At 70.4% G+C, this 15835-nt stretch carries 14 protein-coding genes; 9 read left to right on the top strand and 5 right to left on the bottom strand.

Annotated features, from left to right (window positions below):
* Positions 1 to 149 precede the first annotated feature (149 nt).
* From ACFVXA_RS18005 to ACFVXA_RS17995, 3 genes are all read left to right on the top strand, one after another.
* Positions 150 to 1433, top strand: a complete 1284-nt coding sequence (locus ACFVXA_RS18005; RefSeq protein WP_362027178.1) for an adenylosuccinate synthase — start codon at positions 150 to 152, stop codon at positions 1431 to 1433.
* 161 nt (positions 1434 to 1594) lie between these two features.
* On the top strand, positions 1595 to 1948 hold the full coding sequence (locus tag ACFVXA_RS18000) for a hypothetical protein (RefSeq protein ID WP_390025539.1): 354 nt from the start codon (positions 1595 to 1597) through the stop codon (positions 1946 to 1948).
* 42 nt (positions 1949 to 1990) lie between these two features.
* Entirely contained in the window at positions 1991 to 3814 is a 1824-nt protein-coding gene (locus ACFVXA_RS17995) for a bifunctional metallophosphatase/5'-nucleotidase (RefSeq protein WP_390025537.1), read from the top strand.
* Between the two features lie 83 nt (positions 3815 to 3897).
* Here ACFVXA_RS17995 and ACFVXA_RS17990 read toward each other — a convergent pair whose 3' ends face one another.
* The 3 genes from ACFVXA_RS17990 to ACFVXA_RS17980 all read right to left on the bottom strand — a co-directional run bounded on the left by ACFVXA_RS17990 (position 3898) and on the right by ACFVXA_RS17980 (position 7051).
* Positions 3898 to 4548: a hypothetical protein gene (locus tag ACFVXA_RS17990; protein ID WP_362027169.1), complete on the bottom strand. Its 651-nt coding sequence runs from the start codon at positions 4546 to 4548 to the stop codon at positions 3898 to 3900.
* A 242-nt stretch (positions 4549 to 4790) separates the two neighbouring features.
* Positions 4791 to 5486 (bottom strand): GntR family transcriptional regulator, encoded by a 696-nt coding sequence (locus ACFVXA_RS17985; RefSeq protein ID WP_362027166.1) that lies wholly within the window; start codon positions 5484 to 5486, stop codon positions 4791 to 4793.
* A gap of 209 nt (positions 5487 to 5695) precedes the next feature.
* Entirely contained in the window at positions 5696 to 7051 is a 1356-nt protein-coding gene (locus tag ACFVXA_RS17980) for an aspartate aminotransferase family protein (protein WP_390025535.1), read from the bottom strand.
* Between the two features lie 255 nt (positions 7052 to 7306).
* On the opposite strand from ACFVXA_RS17980, the gene ACFVXA_RS17975 reads away from it, so the two are divergent.
* On the top strand, positions 7307 to 9373 hold the full coding sequence (locus ACFVXA_RS17975; RefSeq protein ID WP_390025533.1) for a protein kinase: 2067 nt from the start codon (positions 7307 to 7309) through the stop codon (positions 9371 to 9373).
* A gap of 217 nt (positions 9374 to 9590) precedes the next feature.
* On the opposite strand, the gene ACFVXA_RS17970 is transcribed toward ACFVXA_RS17975, so the two are convergent.
* Entirely contained in the window at positions 9591 to 10328 is a 738-nt protein-coding gene (locus ACFVXA_RS17970) for an SLATT domain-containing protein (protein WP_362027157.1), read from the bottom strand.
* A gap of 278 nt (positions 10329 to 10606) precedes the next feature.
* Here ACFVXA_RS17970 and ACFVXA_RS17965 point away from each other — a divergent pair, with 278 nt between their 5' ends.
* The 3 genes from ACFVXA_RS17965 to ACFVXA_RS17955 all read left to right on the top strand — a co-directional run bounded on the left by ACFVXA_RS17965 (position 10607) and on the right by ACFVXA_RS17955 (position 12309).
* A complete protein-coding gene (locus ACFVXA_RS17965) occupies positions 10607 to 10951 on the top strand; it encodes a YbaB/EbfC family nucleoid-associated protein (RefSeq protein WP_362027154.1) in 345 nt (114 codons plus the stop codon).
* Positions 10952 to 11057: 106 nt separating this feature from the next.
* Positions 11058 to 11657: a recombination mediator RecR gene (gene recR / locus ACFVXA_RS17960; protein WP_351419838.1), complete on the top strand. Its 600-nt coding sequence runs from the start codon at positions 11058 to 11060 to the stop codon at positions 11655 to 11657.
* On the top strand, positions 11650 to 12309 hold the full coding sequence (locus ACFVXA_RS17955) for a DUF5063 domain-containing protein (protein WP_362027151.1): 660 nt from the start codon (positions 11650 to 11652) through the stop codon (positions 12307 to 12309). The genes recR and ACFVXA_RS17955 overlap by 8 nt, the downstream gene beginning before the upstream one ends.
* A 15-nt stretch (positions 12310 to 12324) precedes the next feature.
* Here the strand turns inward: ACFVXA_RS17955 and ACFVXA_RS17950 are convergent, their stop codons facing one another.
* Complete coding sequence (locus tag ACFVXA_RS17950; RefSeq protein ID WP_383743743.1) at positions 12325 to 12852, bottom strand: hypothetical protein; 528 nt, start codon at positions 12850 to 12852, stop codon at positions 12325 to 12327.
* 410 nt (positions 12853 to 13262) lie between these two features.
* Here ACFVXA_RS17950 and ACFVXA_RS17945 point away from each other — a divergent pair, with 410 nt between their 5' ends.
* Both ACFVXA_RS17945 and ACFVXA_RS17940 read left to right on the top strand, forming a co-directional pair.
* Positions 13263 to 14540 carry an aspartate kinase gene (locus ACFVXA_RS17945; protein WP_362027145.1) on the top strand — a complete coding sequence of 426 codons (1278 nt, stop codon included), beginning with the start codon at positions 13263 to 13265 and terminating at the stop codon, positions 14538 to 14540.
* Positions 14540 to 15622 (top strand): aspartate-semialdehyde dehydrogenase, encoded by a 1083-nt coding sequence (locus ACFVXA_RS17940; RefSeq protein ID WP_362027142.1) that lies wholly within the window; start codon positions 14540 to 14542, stop codon positions 15620 to 15622. Before ACFVXA_RS17945 ends, ACFVXA_RS17940 begins: the two co-directional genes overlap by 1 nt.
* The last annotated feature ends 213 nt before the right edge of the window (positions 15623 to 15835 follow it).

Genomic DNA, 15835 nt, shown 5'->3' with positions numbered 1-15835 from the left:
CGCTATTGCGCCAGGGGCTTCGTCTATTCCGGGGCATCCGGTCCGACGGTCGCGGCCAAAGGAGGTCGCCGGCGTACGCAGCCGTATCGAAAACCAGCCGCGTACGTCCCCGACCATGGACATGCCCCGCCCGGAAGGGGTGTACGCGCGTGCCCGCACTTGTGCTGCTCGGTGCTCAGTGGGGTGACGAAGGCAAGGGAAAGGCCACGGACCTGCTCGGCGGATCCGTGGATTATGTGGTGCGCTACCAGGGCGGCAACAACGCCGGCCACACGGTAGTCGTGGGCGACCAGAAGTACGCCCTTCACCTCCTCCCTTCCGGGATCCTCTCGCCGGGGTGTACCCCGGTCATCGGAAACGGTGTCGTCGTCGACCCGTCGGTCCTGTTCTCCGAGCTGAACGGACTGAACGAGCGAGGCGTCGACACGTCCAAGCTCCTGATCAGCGGAAACGCGCACGTCATCACGCCGTACAACGTCACCGTGGACAAGGTGACGGAACGCTTCCTCGGGAAGCGGAAGATCGGCACGACCGGGCGCGGCATCGGGCCGACGTACGCGGACAAGATCAACCGCGTCGGCATCCGCATCCAGGACCTGTACGACGAGTCGATCCTGACGCAGAAGGTCGAAGCGGCCCTCGAGGTCAAGAACCAGCTGCTCACCAAGCTCTACAACCGCCGCGCCATCGAGGCCGGCCAGGTCGTCGAGGAGCTGCTCGGCTACGCGGACCGGCTCAAGCCGTACGTCGCGGACACCGTCCTGATCCTCAACCAGGCCCTGGAGCAGGACAAGGTCGTGCTCTTCGAGGGCGGCCAGGGCACGCTGCTGGACATCGACCACGGCACGTATCCGTTCGTGACGTCGTCCAACCCGACCGCCGGCGGCGCCTGCACGGGTGCCGGCGTCGGCCCGACCAGGATCAGCCGGGTCATCGGCATCCTCAAGGCGTACACGACCCGCGTCGGCTCGGGCCCGTTCCCGACCGAGCTGTTCGACGAGGACGGCGAGGCGCTGCGGCGCATCGGCGGCGAGCGCGGTGTGACCACCGGTCGTGACCGGCGCTGCGGCTGGTTCGACGCGGTCATCGCCCGCTACGCGACCCGCGTGAACGGTCTGACCGACTTCTTCCTCACCAAGCTGGACGTGCTGACCGGCTGGGAGGAGATCCCGGTCTGCGTGGCCTACGAGATCGACGGCAAGCGCGTCGAGGAACTCCCGTACTCCCAGACCGACTTCCACCACGCGAAGCCGATCTACGAGACCCTGCCGGGCTGGTCGGAGGACATCACGAAGGCCAAGACCTTCGCGGACCTCCCCAAGAACGCCCAGGCGTACGTCAGGGCCCTGGAGGACATGTCCGGCGCCCCGATCTCCGCGATCGGCGTCGGCCCGGGCCGCGACGAGACGATCGAGATCAACTCGTTCCTGTAGGCCGCCCCGCGCTGCGAACAGCGGTTATCGGACGCCCCGTCGGTTTGACCGACGGGGCGTCGCTCTTGTGAGGGATGTCTGTTCCATCCGGAATGCCTCTCCGGTTCTGGGCGGGGGCCGACGGGGATCGGGCCCCGCACCGCGCACATCCGGGAGAACCCATGCGCCCATCCGTGGCCGCCGCCGTGCTCGGTCTCGCCCTGACCGGTCTGCTCTCGGCTCCGGCCGCCGGCTCGACCGCCGCCGTCGCCGACCTGAACTACAAGCAGGTGACCAACAAGAACTCCGCCAAGTGCGCCGATGTGGAGGCCTGGTCCAAGGACGACGGCGGACGGCGCCACGATCCACCAGTGGAGCTGCCTGCCCACCGGCAACTCCAACCAGCTCTGGCGCACCGGCGGTTGACGGCAAGGGTGGCCCGGGTGTCCCGGGCCGCCATGCCCTTCCTTGACCCGGCCATGGGCTGTTCCTGGTTCCGCGCGGAACAGGAAGAGGGCAAGCATCTACGCGTGTAGTCGCCTGCGTTCCTCACCTCTCCCCTGTTCCAGGAGCCCCGTATGCCCGTCAGTCCCCTGAACCGCCGTGCGTTCCTGCAGAAGTCGGCCGTCACCGGAGCCGCGGTGGCCGCCGCGGGAGCGGTGGGCACCGGCAGCGCCGAGGCCGCCGACGCCGGTCACCGGCCCCAGAAGGCGCCCCGTACATGGTCGTTCTCCATACTCGGCACGACCGACCTGCACAGCCACGTCTTCGACTGGGACTACTACACGGACGCCACCTACAAGGACAGCAAGGGCAATTCCGTCGGCGTCGCCCGCGTCGCCACGCTCATCAAGCAGCAGCGCGCCGCCAAGGGCGACGACAGAGTCCTGTTGGTCGACGCCGGCGACATCATCCAGGGCACCTCGCTCGCGTACTACTACGCGCGCGTCGACCCGATCACCGGCTCCGACGGTCACAAGGGTCCCAAGCACCCCATGGCCATCGCCATGAACGCCATGCGGTACGACGCCGCCGCGCTCGGCAACCATGAGTTCAACTACGGCATCGAGACGCTGCGGAAGTTCGAGAAGCAGTGTCACTTCCCGCTGCTCGGCGCGAACGCGCTGGACGCGAAGACGCTCCGCCCCGCCTTCCCCCCGTACGCCGTGAAGCGTGTCCGTGTGCCGGGCGCCCCCGACATCAAAGTCGGCATCCTCGGCCTCACCAACCCCGGAATCGCCCTGTGGGACAAGGACAACGTCGCCGGGAAGATGGCCTTCACCGGTCTCGTCGAACAGGCGAAGAAGTACGTGCCGCGGCTGCGCGCGCTCGGCTGCGACGTCGTGTTCCTCACCGACCACTCGGGTCTGGACGGCAGTTCGTCGTACGGGAACGAGCTGCCGTACGTCGAGAACGCCTCGAACCTCGTCGCCGAGCAGGTCCCCGGCATCGACGCGATCCTCGTGGGCCACACCCACACCGAGGTCTCGTCCTACACGGTGACGAACACCGAGACCGGCAAGGCCGTCGTCCTCTCCGAGCCGTACTGCTACGGCATGCGTCTGACCGTCTTCGACTTCGAGCTGGAACTCGTGCACGGCCAGTGGAAGGTCACCAGCACCAAGGCGCAGACTCTCAACAGCAACACGGTCGAGGAGGACGCCGAGATCACCGAGCTGCTCAAGGCCGACCACGACCTGGTGGTGAAGTACGTCAACACCCCGGTCGGCACCTGCACCGCGGACCTCTCCGCGGCCGAGGCCTGCTGGAAGGACGTCCCGGTCATGGACTTCATCCACCAGGTCCAGATGGCGACGGTCGCCACGGGTCTCTCCGCCGCCGACGCCGCCCTCCCGCTCATCTCCGTCGCCGCGCCCTTCAGCCGCACCGCCGACATTCCCCAGGGCGACGTCACCATCCGCGACGTCGCGGGTCTCTACATCTACGACAACACCCTGTACGGCAAGAAGCTGACGGGCGCCCAGCTCAAGGACTACCTGGAGTACGCGGCGAAGTACTACCACCAGGTGCCGAGCGGCACGAAGGTCGACACCGCGACACTGACGAACGCCAACAACTTCTGGGACTACATGTACGACACCGCCGCGGGTGTCTCGTACGACATCGACATCGCCCAGGCCGAGGGTTCGAGGATCAAGAACCTCACCTACAACGGCACCGCGGTCACCCCCGACCAGGTCTTCGTCGTCGCCGTCAACAACTACCGCGCCAACGGCGGCAGCGGCTACCCGCACATCGCCTCCGCCGACATCGCCTACAGCTCCACCAACGAGATCCGCCAGCTGATGATCGACTACGTCACGTCCAAGGGCACGCTGGACCCCGCCGACTTCGCCGCGGCCAACTGGAAGCTGACGCAGGACGGCACGGCGGTGTTCTAGAGCGCCGTGCCGAGGAAGCCGGCCCAGGCTTCACCCATGACGGTGAGGCTTGGGCCCGACGGCGCCCGCAGGGGCTCGCCGGTTCAGCTGAAGATGATCATCGAGCCCTGGGCGAGGCTCCGGGTGGCGGCCGCGTGCAGACCGAGCCACACGTGCCGTTCGCGGGCGAAGGGGCTGGCGTCGTAGGGGGCCGGTGCCGCCGGTTCCTCCAGCTCCGTGGGCGCCATGGGGGGCTGCGGGGCGGCGGGCGGGTTCGCCGGGTCGATGCCGATCGACGGGGCGACGAACTCGAGTTCGCGCAGCAGGGTCTGGGAGGAGCCGAGGGGTCCGCCGCCCGCGAGGAGTTCGTCGTTGGCGAGGGGATGCGGGAAGTCGACGGGGACGTACGCTCCGGCGTGGTCGTAGTGCCAGACCAGGTGGGACTGCTGGGCGTTCGTCTCGAACATCTCGAGGAGCTGCTCGTAGTCACCCCCGAGTTCGTCCACCGGCGTCACCGCGAGGCCGCACATCTGGAGGAGATAGGCGCGGCGCAGGAAGTGCAGCGCGTCGTAGTCGAACCCGGCGACCGGGGCCACGTCGCCGGACAGACCGGGCATGTACGCGTACACCGGGACCGGAGGGAGTCCGGCCTCGCCCAGCACCTTGTCGTAGAGCGCGAGTTCCTCGGCGAAGGGGTTGTCGGGGGTGTGGCACAGCACGTCGACGAGCGGGACCAACCACAGGTCACAGGCCAACAGACGGCTCCTCTTGCTCCTTGGGGTGCACGGTGGTCAGGGCAGCGTAATGCGCGCGGCGGTCTTGGGAAGGTCTCGGTGCGCAACTCGGCGTCCGGGTGGGCCGGGGTGCAGTGGTCCTCGGGGCCCGCGGCCGAGCCGCTGAGCTGTGCGGCGCTCCCAACCCCCCGATCGCCCGAAGGGCCCGTCCTCAAACGCGGGACCGGCTGGGACAGCCCGCTCCGGCTGAAAAGTCACCCGGCTCAACCGGCCGCGAGACGCTCGATCAGGGCCAGGGAGTGGGTGTTGTACGCCGTGACGACGGCTTGGGCGGCTTCCGGGTCGCGGCGGGCGAGGGCGTCCACGAGCTCCGTGTGACCGGACCACAGGTGGCCCTTCAGGTCGGAGAGCAGACGCAGGTGCTGGACCGTGCAGACCCAGGACTGGACGCGCAGCCGGTGCAGGAAGTCGGAGAGGTAGGCGTTGCCGAAGAGGCCGCTGAGCTCGCGCCAGAAGCGGAGGTCGTAGCCGATGAGGATGTTCAGGTCGCCGGCGCCGGCGGCGCGCTGGGCCTCCTCGCCGCGGCGGCGGACGCCGGTGAGGGCGGCGGCGGCGCGGGGGTCGTTCAGCTGCCGCATGCCGCCGGCGGTGAGGCTGTGGAACATGCCGTCCGTGACCAGGCTGCGGGCCTCGACCATGCCGCGGTAGTCGGCGGGGGAGTACTCGTGGACGCGGAAGCCGCGGTGCTGGTCGGCGTCCAGGAGGCCCTGGGCCGAGAGGTCGACCAGGGCCTCGCGGACGGGGGTCGCGGAGACGCCGTACTGCTCGGCGATCTCCTTCACCGTGAACTCCTGGCCCGGCTGGAGACGGCCTGCGAGCACCTCGTCACGGAGCGCGTCCGCGATCTGCTGGCGCAGAGTGCTGCGGGTCACCGCCCCGTTGCCGCCGGTGCCGGGCATCTGCTGGTCTCACTCCCACTCGCGTGTATGTCCGAGCAGGCCACCTTACGCGGTGGGGGTCCGGGGGTGGGATTTCCGCCCTCTCCGCCCCCACCCGTCCCCTTCCCGGGGCTCCGCCCCGACCCTGATCGCGCAGTTCCCCGCGCCGCTGGACAACGGGCGCGGCGAACTGCGCGAACTTTCGGCGGGGACGAAGAACCCCTACGGCCTCACACCGTGTGCTGGTCCGCCACGGCCAGCGCCTCGTCCAGCGCAGCCAGGCCCTCCTTGGCCTCCGCCTCCGTGATGTTGCACGGCGGGACGACGTGGGTCCGGTTCATGTTGATGAAGGGCCACAGGCCCTGCGCCTTCGCGGCGGCCCCGAACGCGGCCATGGGCGCGTTCGCCTCACCCGCCGCGTTGTAGGGAACCAGCGGCTCCCGGGTCTCCCGGTCCTTCACCAGCTCCAGGGCCCAGAAGACCCCCGTCCCGCGCACCTCACCCACACTGGGGTGCCGGGAGGCCAGCTCCCGCAGGCCGGGGCCGATCACCGACTCCCCGATCCGCGCGGCCTGCCCGACGACGTCCTCCTCCTCCATGACGTTGATCGTCGCGACGGCGGCGGCACAGGCCAGCGGGTGCCCGGAGTACGTCAGCCCACCGGGATACGGCCGACGCGCGAAGGTCTCCGCGATCGCACCCGAGATCGCGACGCCGCCCAGCGGCACGTACCCGGAGTTCACGCCCTTGGCGAAGGTCATCAGGTCCGGCGTGACGTCGTAGTGGTCCGCCGCGAACCAGGCGCCCGTCCGCCCGAACCCGGCCATGACCTCGTCCAGGATGAAGACGATCCCGTACCGGTCGCAGATCTCCCGCACTCCGGCCAGGTAGCCGGCCGGCGGCATCATGATTCCCGCCGTGCCCGGGATCGTCTCCAGGATGACGGCGGCGATGGTCCCCGGACCCTCGAAGGCGATGGTGTCCTCGAGGTGCTGGAGCGCCCGCTCGCACTCCTGCCGCTCGGTCTCCGAGTGGAAGGGGGAGCGGTAGAGGAAGGGCGCCCAGAAGTGGACGACACCCGCGGCGCCGATGTCGTTCGGCCAGCGCCGCGGGTCACCGGTGAGGTTGATCGCGGTGGAGGTGGCCCCGTGGTACGAGCGGTACGCGGAGAGCACCTTCGGGCGGCCGGTGTGCAGCCGGGCCATGCGCGTGGCGTTCTCGACGGCCTCCGCGCCACCGTTGGTGAAGAAGATCTTGTCCAGGTCGCCCGGGGTCCGCTCGGCGATCAGCCGGGCCGCCTCCGAACGGGCCTCGATCGCGAAGGCGGGCGCGAACGTGGACAGGGTTGCGGCCTGTTCCTGGATCGCGGCGACGACCTTCGGGTGCTGGTATCCGATGTTGGTGAAGACGAGCCCGCTGGTGAAGTCCAGATACCGCTTGCCTTCGTAGTCCCAGAAGTACGACCCCTCCGCGCCGGCGACGGCGAGCGGGTCGATGAGCTCCTGCGCGGACCAGGAGTGGAACACATGCGCACGGTCCGCGGCCTTCACGGCGGCGCCGACCTGGGGGTTGGGCTGAGGGGTCATGCGCCGAAGCGTAAATGTCCACGGAGTGGACGCGATATCGGCGTCCTGTCTGTGGTCCGGGGCATTCCGCGACAGGTTGTCGGGCTTGGCCATCGGGTCCACCGCCCGGGTGCTGGAACGTCTGCCGGTCCGGGCGTCTGTCACGGAAACCGCACACGCTGTTACGGAACCGTAGACACCGCCCCATCCACCTCCTCGTACGGGCGGCACTATCCTCGGTCTGTTGCACCGTTACGGGGGAGGGTGGGCGCAGCCATGGAGAAGCTGGGGGCCGGGGATCCGCAGCAGATCGGGGCGTATCGGCTGTTGGCGCGCCTCGGCGCAGGCGGCATGGGGCACGTGTACCTCGCCCGTTCCGACCGGGGCCGCACCGTCGCCGTCAAACTGGTCCGCGAGGAACTCGCCGAGCAGGAGGAGTTCCGGGCGCGCTTCCGGCAGGAGGTGCGGGCCGCGCGGCGGGTCGGCGGGTACTGGACCGCACCCGTCCTCGACGCCGACACCGACGCCGAGATCCCGTGGGTGGCCACCGGTTACGTCGCGGGGCCCAGCCTTCAGGCGGTGGTGGGCCACGACCACGGCCCGCTGCCCGAGCGGTCCGTCCGCATCCTCGCCGCCGGGCTCGCGCACGCGCTCCAGGACATCCACGCCGCCGGGCTCATCCACCGCGACCTCAAGCCGTCCAACGTGCTCGTGACGATCGACGGCCCGCGCGTCATCGACTTCGGGATCGCCCGGGCCCTGGAGACCGTGACCGACGGCGGTCTCACGCGCACCGGCGCGCTGGTCGGCTCGCCCGGTTTCATGGCCCCCGAGCAGGTCCGCGGCGACCGCATCACGCCCGCGTGCGACGTCTTCTGCCTCGGCTCGGTCCTCGCGTACGCCGCCACCGGCGCCCTTCCCTTCGGGTCCACCAACAGCGGTGTGCACGCGATGATGTTCCGCATCGCCCAGGAGGAACCCGACCTCGCCGGCCTGCCCGAGGGCCTCGCCGACCTCGTACGCGAGTGCCTGCGCAAGGATCCCGCCGCCCGGCCCACCCTCGACCGGATCCTGGAACGCACCGGAGCGGAGGACACCGTCTCGGACGGCCGCAGCCGCGACCCGTGGCTGCCGAGTGCGCTGGTGGCCCAACTCGGGCGTCATGCCGTTCAGTTGCTCGACACGGAGAACCCCGACGACGGGCAGGGGGACGGGCAACGGTCGGCAGCGGGTGCGACTCCGGTGCCGAGCGCGCCGGCCCACCCGCCGGCGCCCCCCGTTCCGGCCTCCACCCCGGACTTCTCCAAGCCCCCGGCCGCATCCCCCTCCGCCCCCGAGCCGTCGGACTCCGCGCCGTCCACCCCGGTGCCGTCCGCTCCCGCCCGGTCCGAGGCATCCCCGGAGCACGCCCCCGCCGAGGAGGGCGCCAGAGGGGCCACCCCGCCCGCACCGGGCCAACCCGCCCCCCTCAACCACCTCCCGACGATGATCGCGGGCGCGGGACAGACGCCTCCGCCGACCCCCGCCGCTCCGCCCGCCCCCCAGCACCCCGCCTACGGCTACCCCCAGCAGCACCCCCAGCCGTCCGGCCCGGGCACGCCCCACCCCGCGTACGGCTATCCGCAGCAGGGCTGGGGCCAGCCGGGCCCGTACGGCTCGACGCCCCCGTACGGCCCGGGCGGCGCCCCTTCCCCGTACAGCCTGGGCGGCCCGACCCCGCCGTACGGTCCCGGAGGCGCCCCCCACCAGCCCGGACCTCCGCGCAGGAACGGCCGCTCGACCGCCGCCCTGATCGTGGTGGCCCTGGTCGTCGCGCTCGGCGCGGGCGGGAGCGTGTACGCGCTGATGAAGGGCGGCGGGAGCGACGGCAAGAACGGTGACTCCGGGGCGGCGTCGGCCTCCGGCGCGCCGACGACGCCGGGGCCGAGCTCGTCGGAGCCGTCCCCGACGTCCGAATCGCCCAGCGCGTCGGCGTCCGCGACCCAGGGCGGGACGGTTCCGGAGGGGTTCCTCGGGACCTGGAACGCCAGTATCGACAACGCGACCGGCCACAACTCCCGCCGACTGACCATCCAGCAGGGCGAGGTGGGCGACACGGTGCTCTCGCTCACGGCGGACGGACCGGCCGGCAGCGGCACCTACCACTGCGTCTTCCAGGCCAAGCTGGCCGAGGCCCCGGCCTCCGACGGCCCCCTGGAGATCAGCGCGTCCGTGGTCACCGTCGGACCCGCGACCTCCTGCAGCCCGGGCGCCGCCTCCGAGGTCACGCTCCTCCCGGACGGCCGACTGCGCCGGGTGAACAAGGACTCGGGTGAGGCGCTGACGTACACGAAGAGCGACTGAGGCGCTGGCGCACACGAAGAGCGACTGAGGTCAACTCGCCTGTAGAAAAGGGGCGTTGAAGTCCTTCAGTCCGGCCGGCGTTCGAGGGCGAGCGCGGCCGTGCGAGTCGGGGGTCCGGGGGCAGAGCCCCAGGGGCGATGGGGGTCCCTGCGCGAGCCGAGCCGAGAGCTTGGGGGACGGTAGGGGCGGAGGGGGCGGAGGGGGCGAAAACCCCCGGTCACCGCGGCTCCGGCGGCCGCTGCCGAGGCATGTTCGGCCGGGTCCCCGGGGGCAGCGGGAGCCGCCCGGGCGGGATGCCCTCGGCCCGGGGGGCGACCACCGACGACTGGATCCCCAGCGGCGCGGGCCCGGTCCGGAACTCCACCATCCAGTCCGCCGTCTCGGCCCGGACCAGTTCCGTCACGTCCTCCGAGAACCGCCGCAGCACACCGAGGCACCGCTCCGCCGCCTCACTCGCCGTCCCCTCGGCAGGCCCCAGAACCTCCCGCACACTCTCCGACGCCCAGTCGAACTGCAACACCTGAAGCCGCCGCTGCACGGCCTGCGCGGTGGCCACGTCCCTTATCCACCCGGACGTGACCCCGAAGAACCGGTCCCCCGCCACGCACGCGACCCCGAGCAGCAGCGCCAGATACCCCCAGGCGGCGACCCCGCCCACCACCCCGGTGAGGTCGAGCAGCGGCAGTGCCGCCCCGGCCACCGCCCCCGCCGCCGCCCCGCACCGCAGCACCCGCGCCCCCCACCGCTTCCACACCCGGTCCGCGAGATACCAGGAAGCCGTCTCGAGCGCGCCCCGCTCCACCCACCGGTACAGCTCGTGGAGCCGCTCGGCGGGCTCGCCCCAGTCCCCGAGCGGAAACGGCCGACCGGTCAGGTCACCCGGCCGAAGCCCCGCCGCCCCGTCGCCCGGTTCGTCCTGGGGCGGCCCCTCGGGCTGCATCTCCGGCTGGCTCACCCGGCACTCCCTACTGACGACGGTGGTGACGCTGATGACATTGCGTGACGCCGCGTGACGCATGGTGCAAAAGCGCCGCATCCTTCCTACCGCCCAATGGGTGGCGATGGCCCGGATTTCCCCGCTTTTCCGCCCGGAAGAGGGTCTTGGTCAGGTATAGGACTGCGGACCGTCTCACTCGAAAGAGTGCTGGGGCGACGGGCCTGCCGACCACGTAGGCTCGTGCTGAACAGAAAAAAAACCGGTCTACACAGCCGTAAGAACCAGGAGAACCGATCGTGATTCCCGGTGGTGGCCAGCCCAACATGCAGCAGCTGCTCCAGCAGGCCCAGAAGATGCAGCAGGACCTGGCGAACGCGCAGGAGGAGCTGGCGCGCACGGAGGTGGAAGGCCAGGCGGGCGGCGGTCTGGTGAAGGCGACCGTGACGGGCTCCGGGGAGCTCCGCGCCCTGGTGATCGACCCGAAGGCGGTCGACCCCGAGGACACCGAGACCCTCGCCGACCTGATCGTCGCGGCCGTCCAGGCGGCGAACGAGAACGCCCAGGCGCTCCAGCAGCAGAAGCTCGGCCCGCTCGCCCAGGGCCTCGGCGGCGGTAGCGGTATCCCCGGCCTGCCTTTCTAAGACCGGCGGCGGCCAACTACCGTACGCACCAGAACGAACGACGAAGGACGCGGCAGGAACCCGGAACCCGGAACACCGGATCCAGGAGCCCAGGAAAGGCAATCCGTTGTACGAAGGCGTGGTCCAGGACCTCATCGACGAACTGGGGCGGCTGCCCGGCGTCGGTCCCAAGAGCGCGCAGCGGATCGCCTTCCACATCCTGCAGGCGGAGCCGACGGACGTCCGGCGTCTCGCGCAGTGCCTCATGGAGGTCAAGGCGAAGGTCCGCTTCTGCGCGACCTGCGGCAATGTCGCGCAGGAGGAGCTGTGCAACATCTGCCGCGACCCGCGCCGCGATCTGACGGTGATCTGCGTGGTCGAGGAGCCGAAGGACGTCGTCGCGATCGAGCGCACCCGGGAGTTCCGCGGCAAGTACCACGTGCTCGGCGGAGCGATCAGCCCGATCGAGGGCGTGGGCCCGGACGACCTGCGGATAAGAGAACTCCTCGCGCGGCTGGCCGACGGCACGGTCACGGAGCTGATCCTCGCCACGGACCCGAACCTGGAGGGCGAGGCCACGGCCACGTATCTCGCCCGCATGATCAAGCCCATGGGCCTCAAGGTCACCCGCCTGGCCAGCGGCCTCCCTGTGGGCGGCGACCTGGAATACGCGGACGAGGTCACGCTCGGACGCGCCTTCGAGGGGAGACGACTCCTAGATGTCTGACGCCACGCTGCACGCGACCAGCCAGGACCCCGACGACTTTGTGGTCCAGATCGCGGACCAGGTAGAGAGCTTCCTGGTCGCCGTCACCGAGGTGGCGAAGGGGGACGAGCCCGACTCGGCGGTCCCCTTCCTCCTCCTCGAGGTGTCCCAGCTCCTGCTGGCCGGCGGCCGTCTCGGCGCGCACGAGGACATCCTCCCCGACGAGCGGTACGAGCCCGACATGGGCCCGGAGCCGGACGTCGACGAACTCCGCGAGCGCCTGGCGACGATGCTGGAGCCGATCGACGTGTACTCGGAGGTCTTCGACCCCTACGAGCCGCGCAAGGCCCCGGTCCCCGCCCGTATCTCCGACGACCTGGCCGACGTCATCACCGACCTCCGCCACGGTATGGCCCACTACCGCGCGGGCCGCACCACGGAAGCCCTCTGGTGGTGGCAGTTCTCCTACTTCTCCAACTGGGGCTCCACCGCCTCCGCGACCCTGCGCGCCCTCCAGTCCGTGGTCGCCCACGTCCGCCTGAACCAGCCGCTGGAAGAGCTCGACGGCCTCGACACCGACCAGGACCTCGGCGAGGACGCCCTCGCGGAGGAAGCCGGCAAGGTCATGGCAGAGGAGATCGCGGGCCCGCTGGGGCTGCGGACGGTCAAGTGACTCCGGCCGCCGCCTTCATCGCCGCGTGCGCTGCGGCCACGCGGCGACGGCGCCGGTGACGCCTCCGCCGAGCAGGGCGAGCGCGAAGGTGAGCGCGAGCCAGTGGTGGGTCGCCAGATCGAGGACGCCCTGGTCCAGGGCTCCGGCGGGCTGTGCCAGGTCCGGGGACGACGGGTCGTAGACCACCGTCGTCGCCACCCGGCCCTCGGCGTCCCGGGTGCCGTGCGGGACGTAGAGGGAGCCGTCGATCGCGTCCTCCGGCTCGCTGACGGGGTCGCCGGAGGCGTCCTTGAAGTCGAGCCACACCGAGGACGTCCCGCAAGCCGTGCTGCCGCGCGCCCCGGAGGAGCAGAGGGTCTGCACCGTCGCATGGGCCGACGTGTGCCGCCCATGGCCACGCAGAGCGGTCAACTCCGCGTCCCCGTGCTGGAGTTGGTGAATCTGTCCGGCCAGCAGCAGGCAGCCGATCAGCGTCACCGTCAGAGCGGCCGCCGCCGGCCACCACCGGCGTATCGCACCCCGCACGCCCTCGACACGCTCCAACGGAACCCTCCTCGCGGCCAGTTGTCCTGGCCGGCACGGTAGTCGACGCCTCCCGGTGACCCCTCGCCGTGGCTCGCCGACACGGCTCGCCATTTCGTGTGACTGCCGCCGGCGCGCCGAGCCCGGCCACCCCGACGGGGACCTGGTGCGCGCACAGCCGGACCCGGTGCTTGAAAGTCGAGCCACGGCGGTCTCGTGTGACACGGGGCACTTTCGGAGTGGCGGGGTGGGAGTGCGGGCAGGTGCCGGTCGGAGCGGCCGGACGGCCCTGCTGACCTGACATCCCGGAGTGATCACCTCGTGAGCGGGACATCTCACGATGCGGTACTTCGGAAGGGATGTCCGGCCGCTCGTTAGACTGAGCCGACCGCAGTTGTGCGGTGCAGAAACGGATTGAGCGAGGAGCGCACGTGGGCCTTGTCGTGCAGAAGTACGGAGGCTCCTCCGTAGCCGATGCCGAGGGCATCAAGCGCGTCGCCAAGCGGATCGTGGAAGCGAAGAAGAACGGCCACCAGGTGGTCGTGGTCGTTTCCGCGATGGGCGACACGACGGACGAGCTGATCGATCTCGCCGAGCAGGTATCTCCGATGCCCAGCGGACGAGAGTTCGACATGCTGCTGACCGCCGGAGAGCGGATCTCCATGGCCCTGCTGGCGATGGCGATCAAAAACCTGGGCCACAGCGCCCAGTCGTTCACCGGCAGCCAGGCGGGTGTCATCACCGACTCGGTCCACAACAAAGCGCGGATCATCGACGTCACGCCCGGCCGTATCCGCACGGCCCTGGACGAGGGCAACATCGCCATCGTCGCCGGGTTCCAGGGCGTCTCGCAGGACAAGAAGGACATCACCACGCTCGGGCGCGGTGGATCCGACACCACGGCCGTGGCGCTCGCCGCCGCGCTGGACGCCGAGGTCTGCGAGATCTACACCGACGTGGACGGCGTGTTCACCGCCGACCCGCGGGTGGTGAAGAGGGCGAAGAAGATCGACTGGATCGCCTTCGAGGACATGCTGGAGCTCGCCGCCTCCGGCTCCAAGGTGCTGCTCCACCGCTGTGTGGAGTACGCCCGCCGTTACAACATCCCGATCCACGTGCGCTCGTCCTTCAGCGGACTCCAGGGCACCTGGGTCAGCAGCACACCGATCAAGCAAGGGGACCAGAAGGTGGAGCAGGCCATCATTTCCGGTGTCGCTCACGACACCTCCGAGGCCAAGGTCACGGTCGTCGGTGTCCCGGACAAGCCGGGCGAGGCCGCCTCGATCTTCCGCGCCATCGCCGACGCCGAGATCAACATCGACATGGTCGTGCAGAACGTGTCCGCCGCCTCCACCGGGCTGACGGACATCTCCTTCACCCTTCCCAAGACCGAAGGCCGCAAGGCCATCGACGCCCTGGAGAAGGCGAAGGGCGTGATCGGCTTCGACTCGCTGCGCTACGACGACCAGATCGGCAAGATCTCGCTGGTCGGGGCCGGTATGAAGACGAACCCGGGCGTCACGGCCGGCTTCTTCGAGGCGCTGTCCGACGCCGGGGTCAACATCGAGCTGATCTCCACTTCCGAGATCCGTATCTCGGTCGTCACCCGCGCCGACGACGTCAACGAGGCCGTGCGCGCCGTGCACACCGCCTTCGGACTCGACTCCGACAGCGACGAGGCCGTCGTCTACGGAGGCACCGGCCGCTGATGGCCTGGTCCGTGGGGCCCAAGGGGTCCGCAGGACCGACGCTCGCGGTCGTGGGAGCGACCGGAGCCGTCGGCACGGTGATGCTCCAGATCCTGTCCCAGCACGCGGACATCTGGGGCGAGATCCGTCTGATCGCCTCCTCGCGCTCGGCCGGCCGCAAGCTGGCCGTGCGCGGCGAGGAGGTCGAGGTGGTGGCCCTGTCGGAGGAGGCCTTCGACGGGGTCGACGTCGCCATGTTCGACGTACCGGACGAGGTGGCGGCTCAGTGGGCGCCCCTCGCCGCCGCCAAGGGCGCGGTCGTCGTGGACAACTCAGGCGCCTTCCGGATGGACCCGGAGGTGCCCCTCGTCGTCCCCGAGGTCAATCCGCACGCCGCGCGCGTGCGCCCGCGCGGGATCATCTCCAACCCGAACTGCACGACCCTCTCCATGATCGTGGCGCTCGGCGCGCTGCACGCCGAGTTCGGGCTGAGCGAGCTGGTGGTCTCCTCGTACCAGGCGGTCAGCGGCGCGGGCCGGGCGGGCGTCGAGACCCTGCGCCTGCAGATGTCGCTCGTCGCCGGTACGGAACTGGGCACCAGCCCCGGTGACGTACGACGGGCCGTGGGGGACCGGACGGGACCGTTCCCGGAGCCGGTGGCGCTGAACGTGGTGCCGTGGGCCGGGTCCCTCGCCGAGGACGGCTGGTCCTCGGAGGAGATGAAGGTACGGAACGAGACCCGCAAGATCCTCGGGCTCCCCTCGCTCAGGATCGCGGTGACGTGCGTACGCGTCCCCGTCGTCACCACGCACTCGCTGACCGTCCACGCCCGCTTCCAGGACGAGGTCACCGTCGCCAAGGCGCGGGAGATCCTCGCCACCGCGCCCGGGGTCGTGCTGTTCGACAACCCCGCCGCCGGTGAGTTCCCCACGCCAGCCGACGTGGTGGGCACCGACCCGACCTGGGTGGGCCGGGTGCGCCGGGCGCTCGACGATTCGACGGCCCTCGAACTGTTTGTGTGCGGCGACAACCTGCGCAAGGGTGCTGCACTGAACACCGCCCAGATCGCGGAGTTGGTGGCGGCGGAGATCACCAGGGCGTAGGTTCTGCGTTCCGGGCCGGATCCGCGCGGGGCCGTCGGTTCCGTGGTGCGGGCGTGCACGGGGGGCCGCAGGTTCTGCGTTCAGAGTGTCCGGCTGCCGGAATCTCGGTGGCCGTCGGGGGATTCGTTTGTAGGATCTGTGTCAGTTCTGTGGCCCGAGTAATGGTCCGGACCACTTGTGTCCGGACCACTCGGCGTTCGAAGATTTCACTCC

Source organism: Streptomyces sp. NPDC058246 (genome assembly GCF_042881985.1).
GTDB lineage: Bacteria > Actinomycetota > Actinomycetes > Streptomycetales > Streptomycetaceae > Streptomyces.
Note: the sequence above shows the minus strand (reverse complement) of the source record. Positions and strands in the feature narration are given on the sequence as shown.

Coding starts and splice junctions, on each gene's coding strand:
- ACFVXA_RS17975 (WP_390025533.1), top strand. CDS start 7,307: ATGGAGAAGCTGGGGGCCGGGGATCCGCAGCAGATCGGGGCGTATCGG.
- ACFVXA_RS17955 (WP_362027151.1), top strand. CDS start 11,650: ATGTCTGACGCCACGCTGCACGCGACCAGCCAGGACCCCGACGACTTT.
- ACFVXA_RS18000 (WP_390025539.1), top strand. CDS start 1,595: ATGCGCCCATCCGTGGCCGCCGCCGTGCTCGGTCTCGCCCTGACCGGT.
- ACFVXA_RS17995 (WP_390025537.1), top strand. CDS start 1,991: ATGCCCGTCAGTCCCCTGAACCGCCGTGCGTTCCTGCAGAAGTCGGCC.
- ACFVXA_RS17940 (WP_362027142.1), top strand. CDS start 14,540: ATGGCCTGGTCCGTGGGGCCCAAGGGGTCCGCAGGACCGACGCTCGCG.
- ACFVXA_RS17985 (WP_362027166.1), bottom strand. CDS start 5,486: ATGCCCGGCACCGGCGGCAACGGGGCGGTGACCCGCAGCACTCTGCGC.
- ACFVXA_RS17980 (WP_390025535.1), bottom strand. CDS start 7,051: ATGACCCCTCAGCCCAACCCCCAGGTCGGCGCCGCCGTGAAGGCCGCG.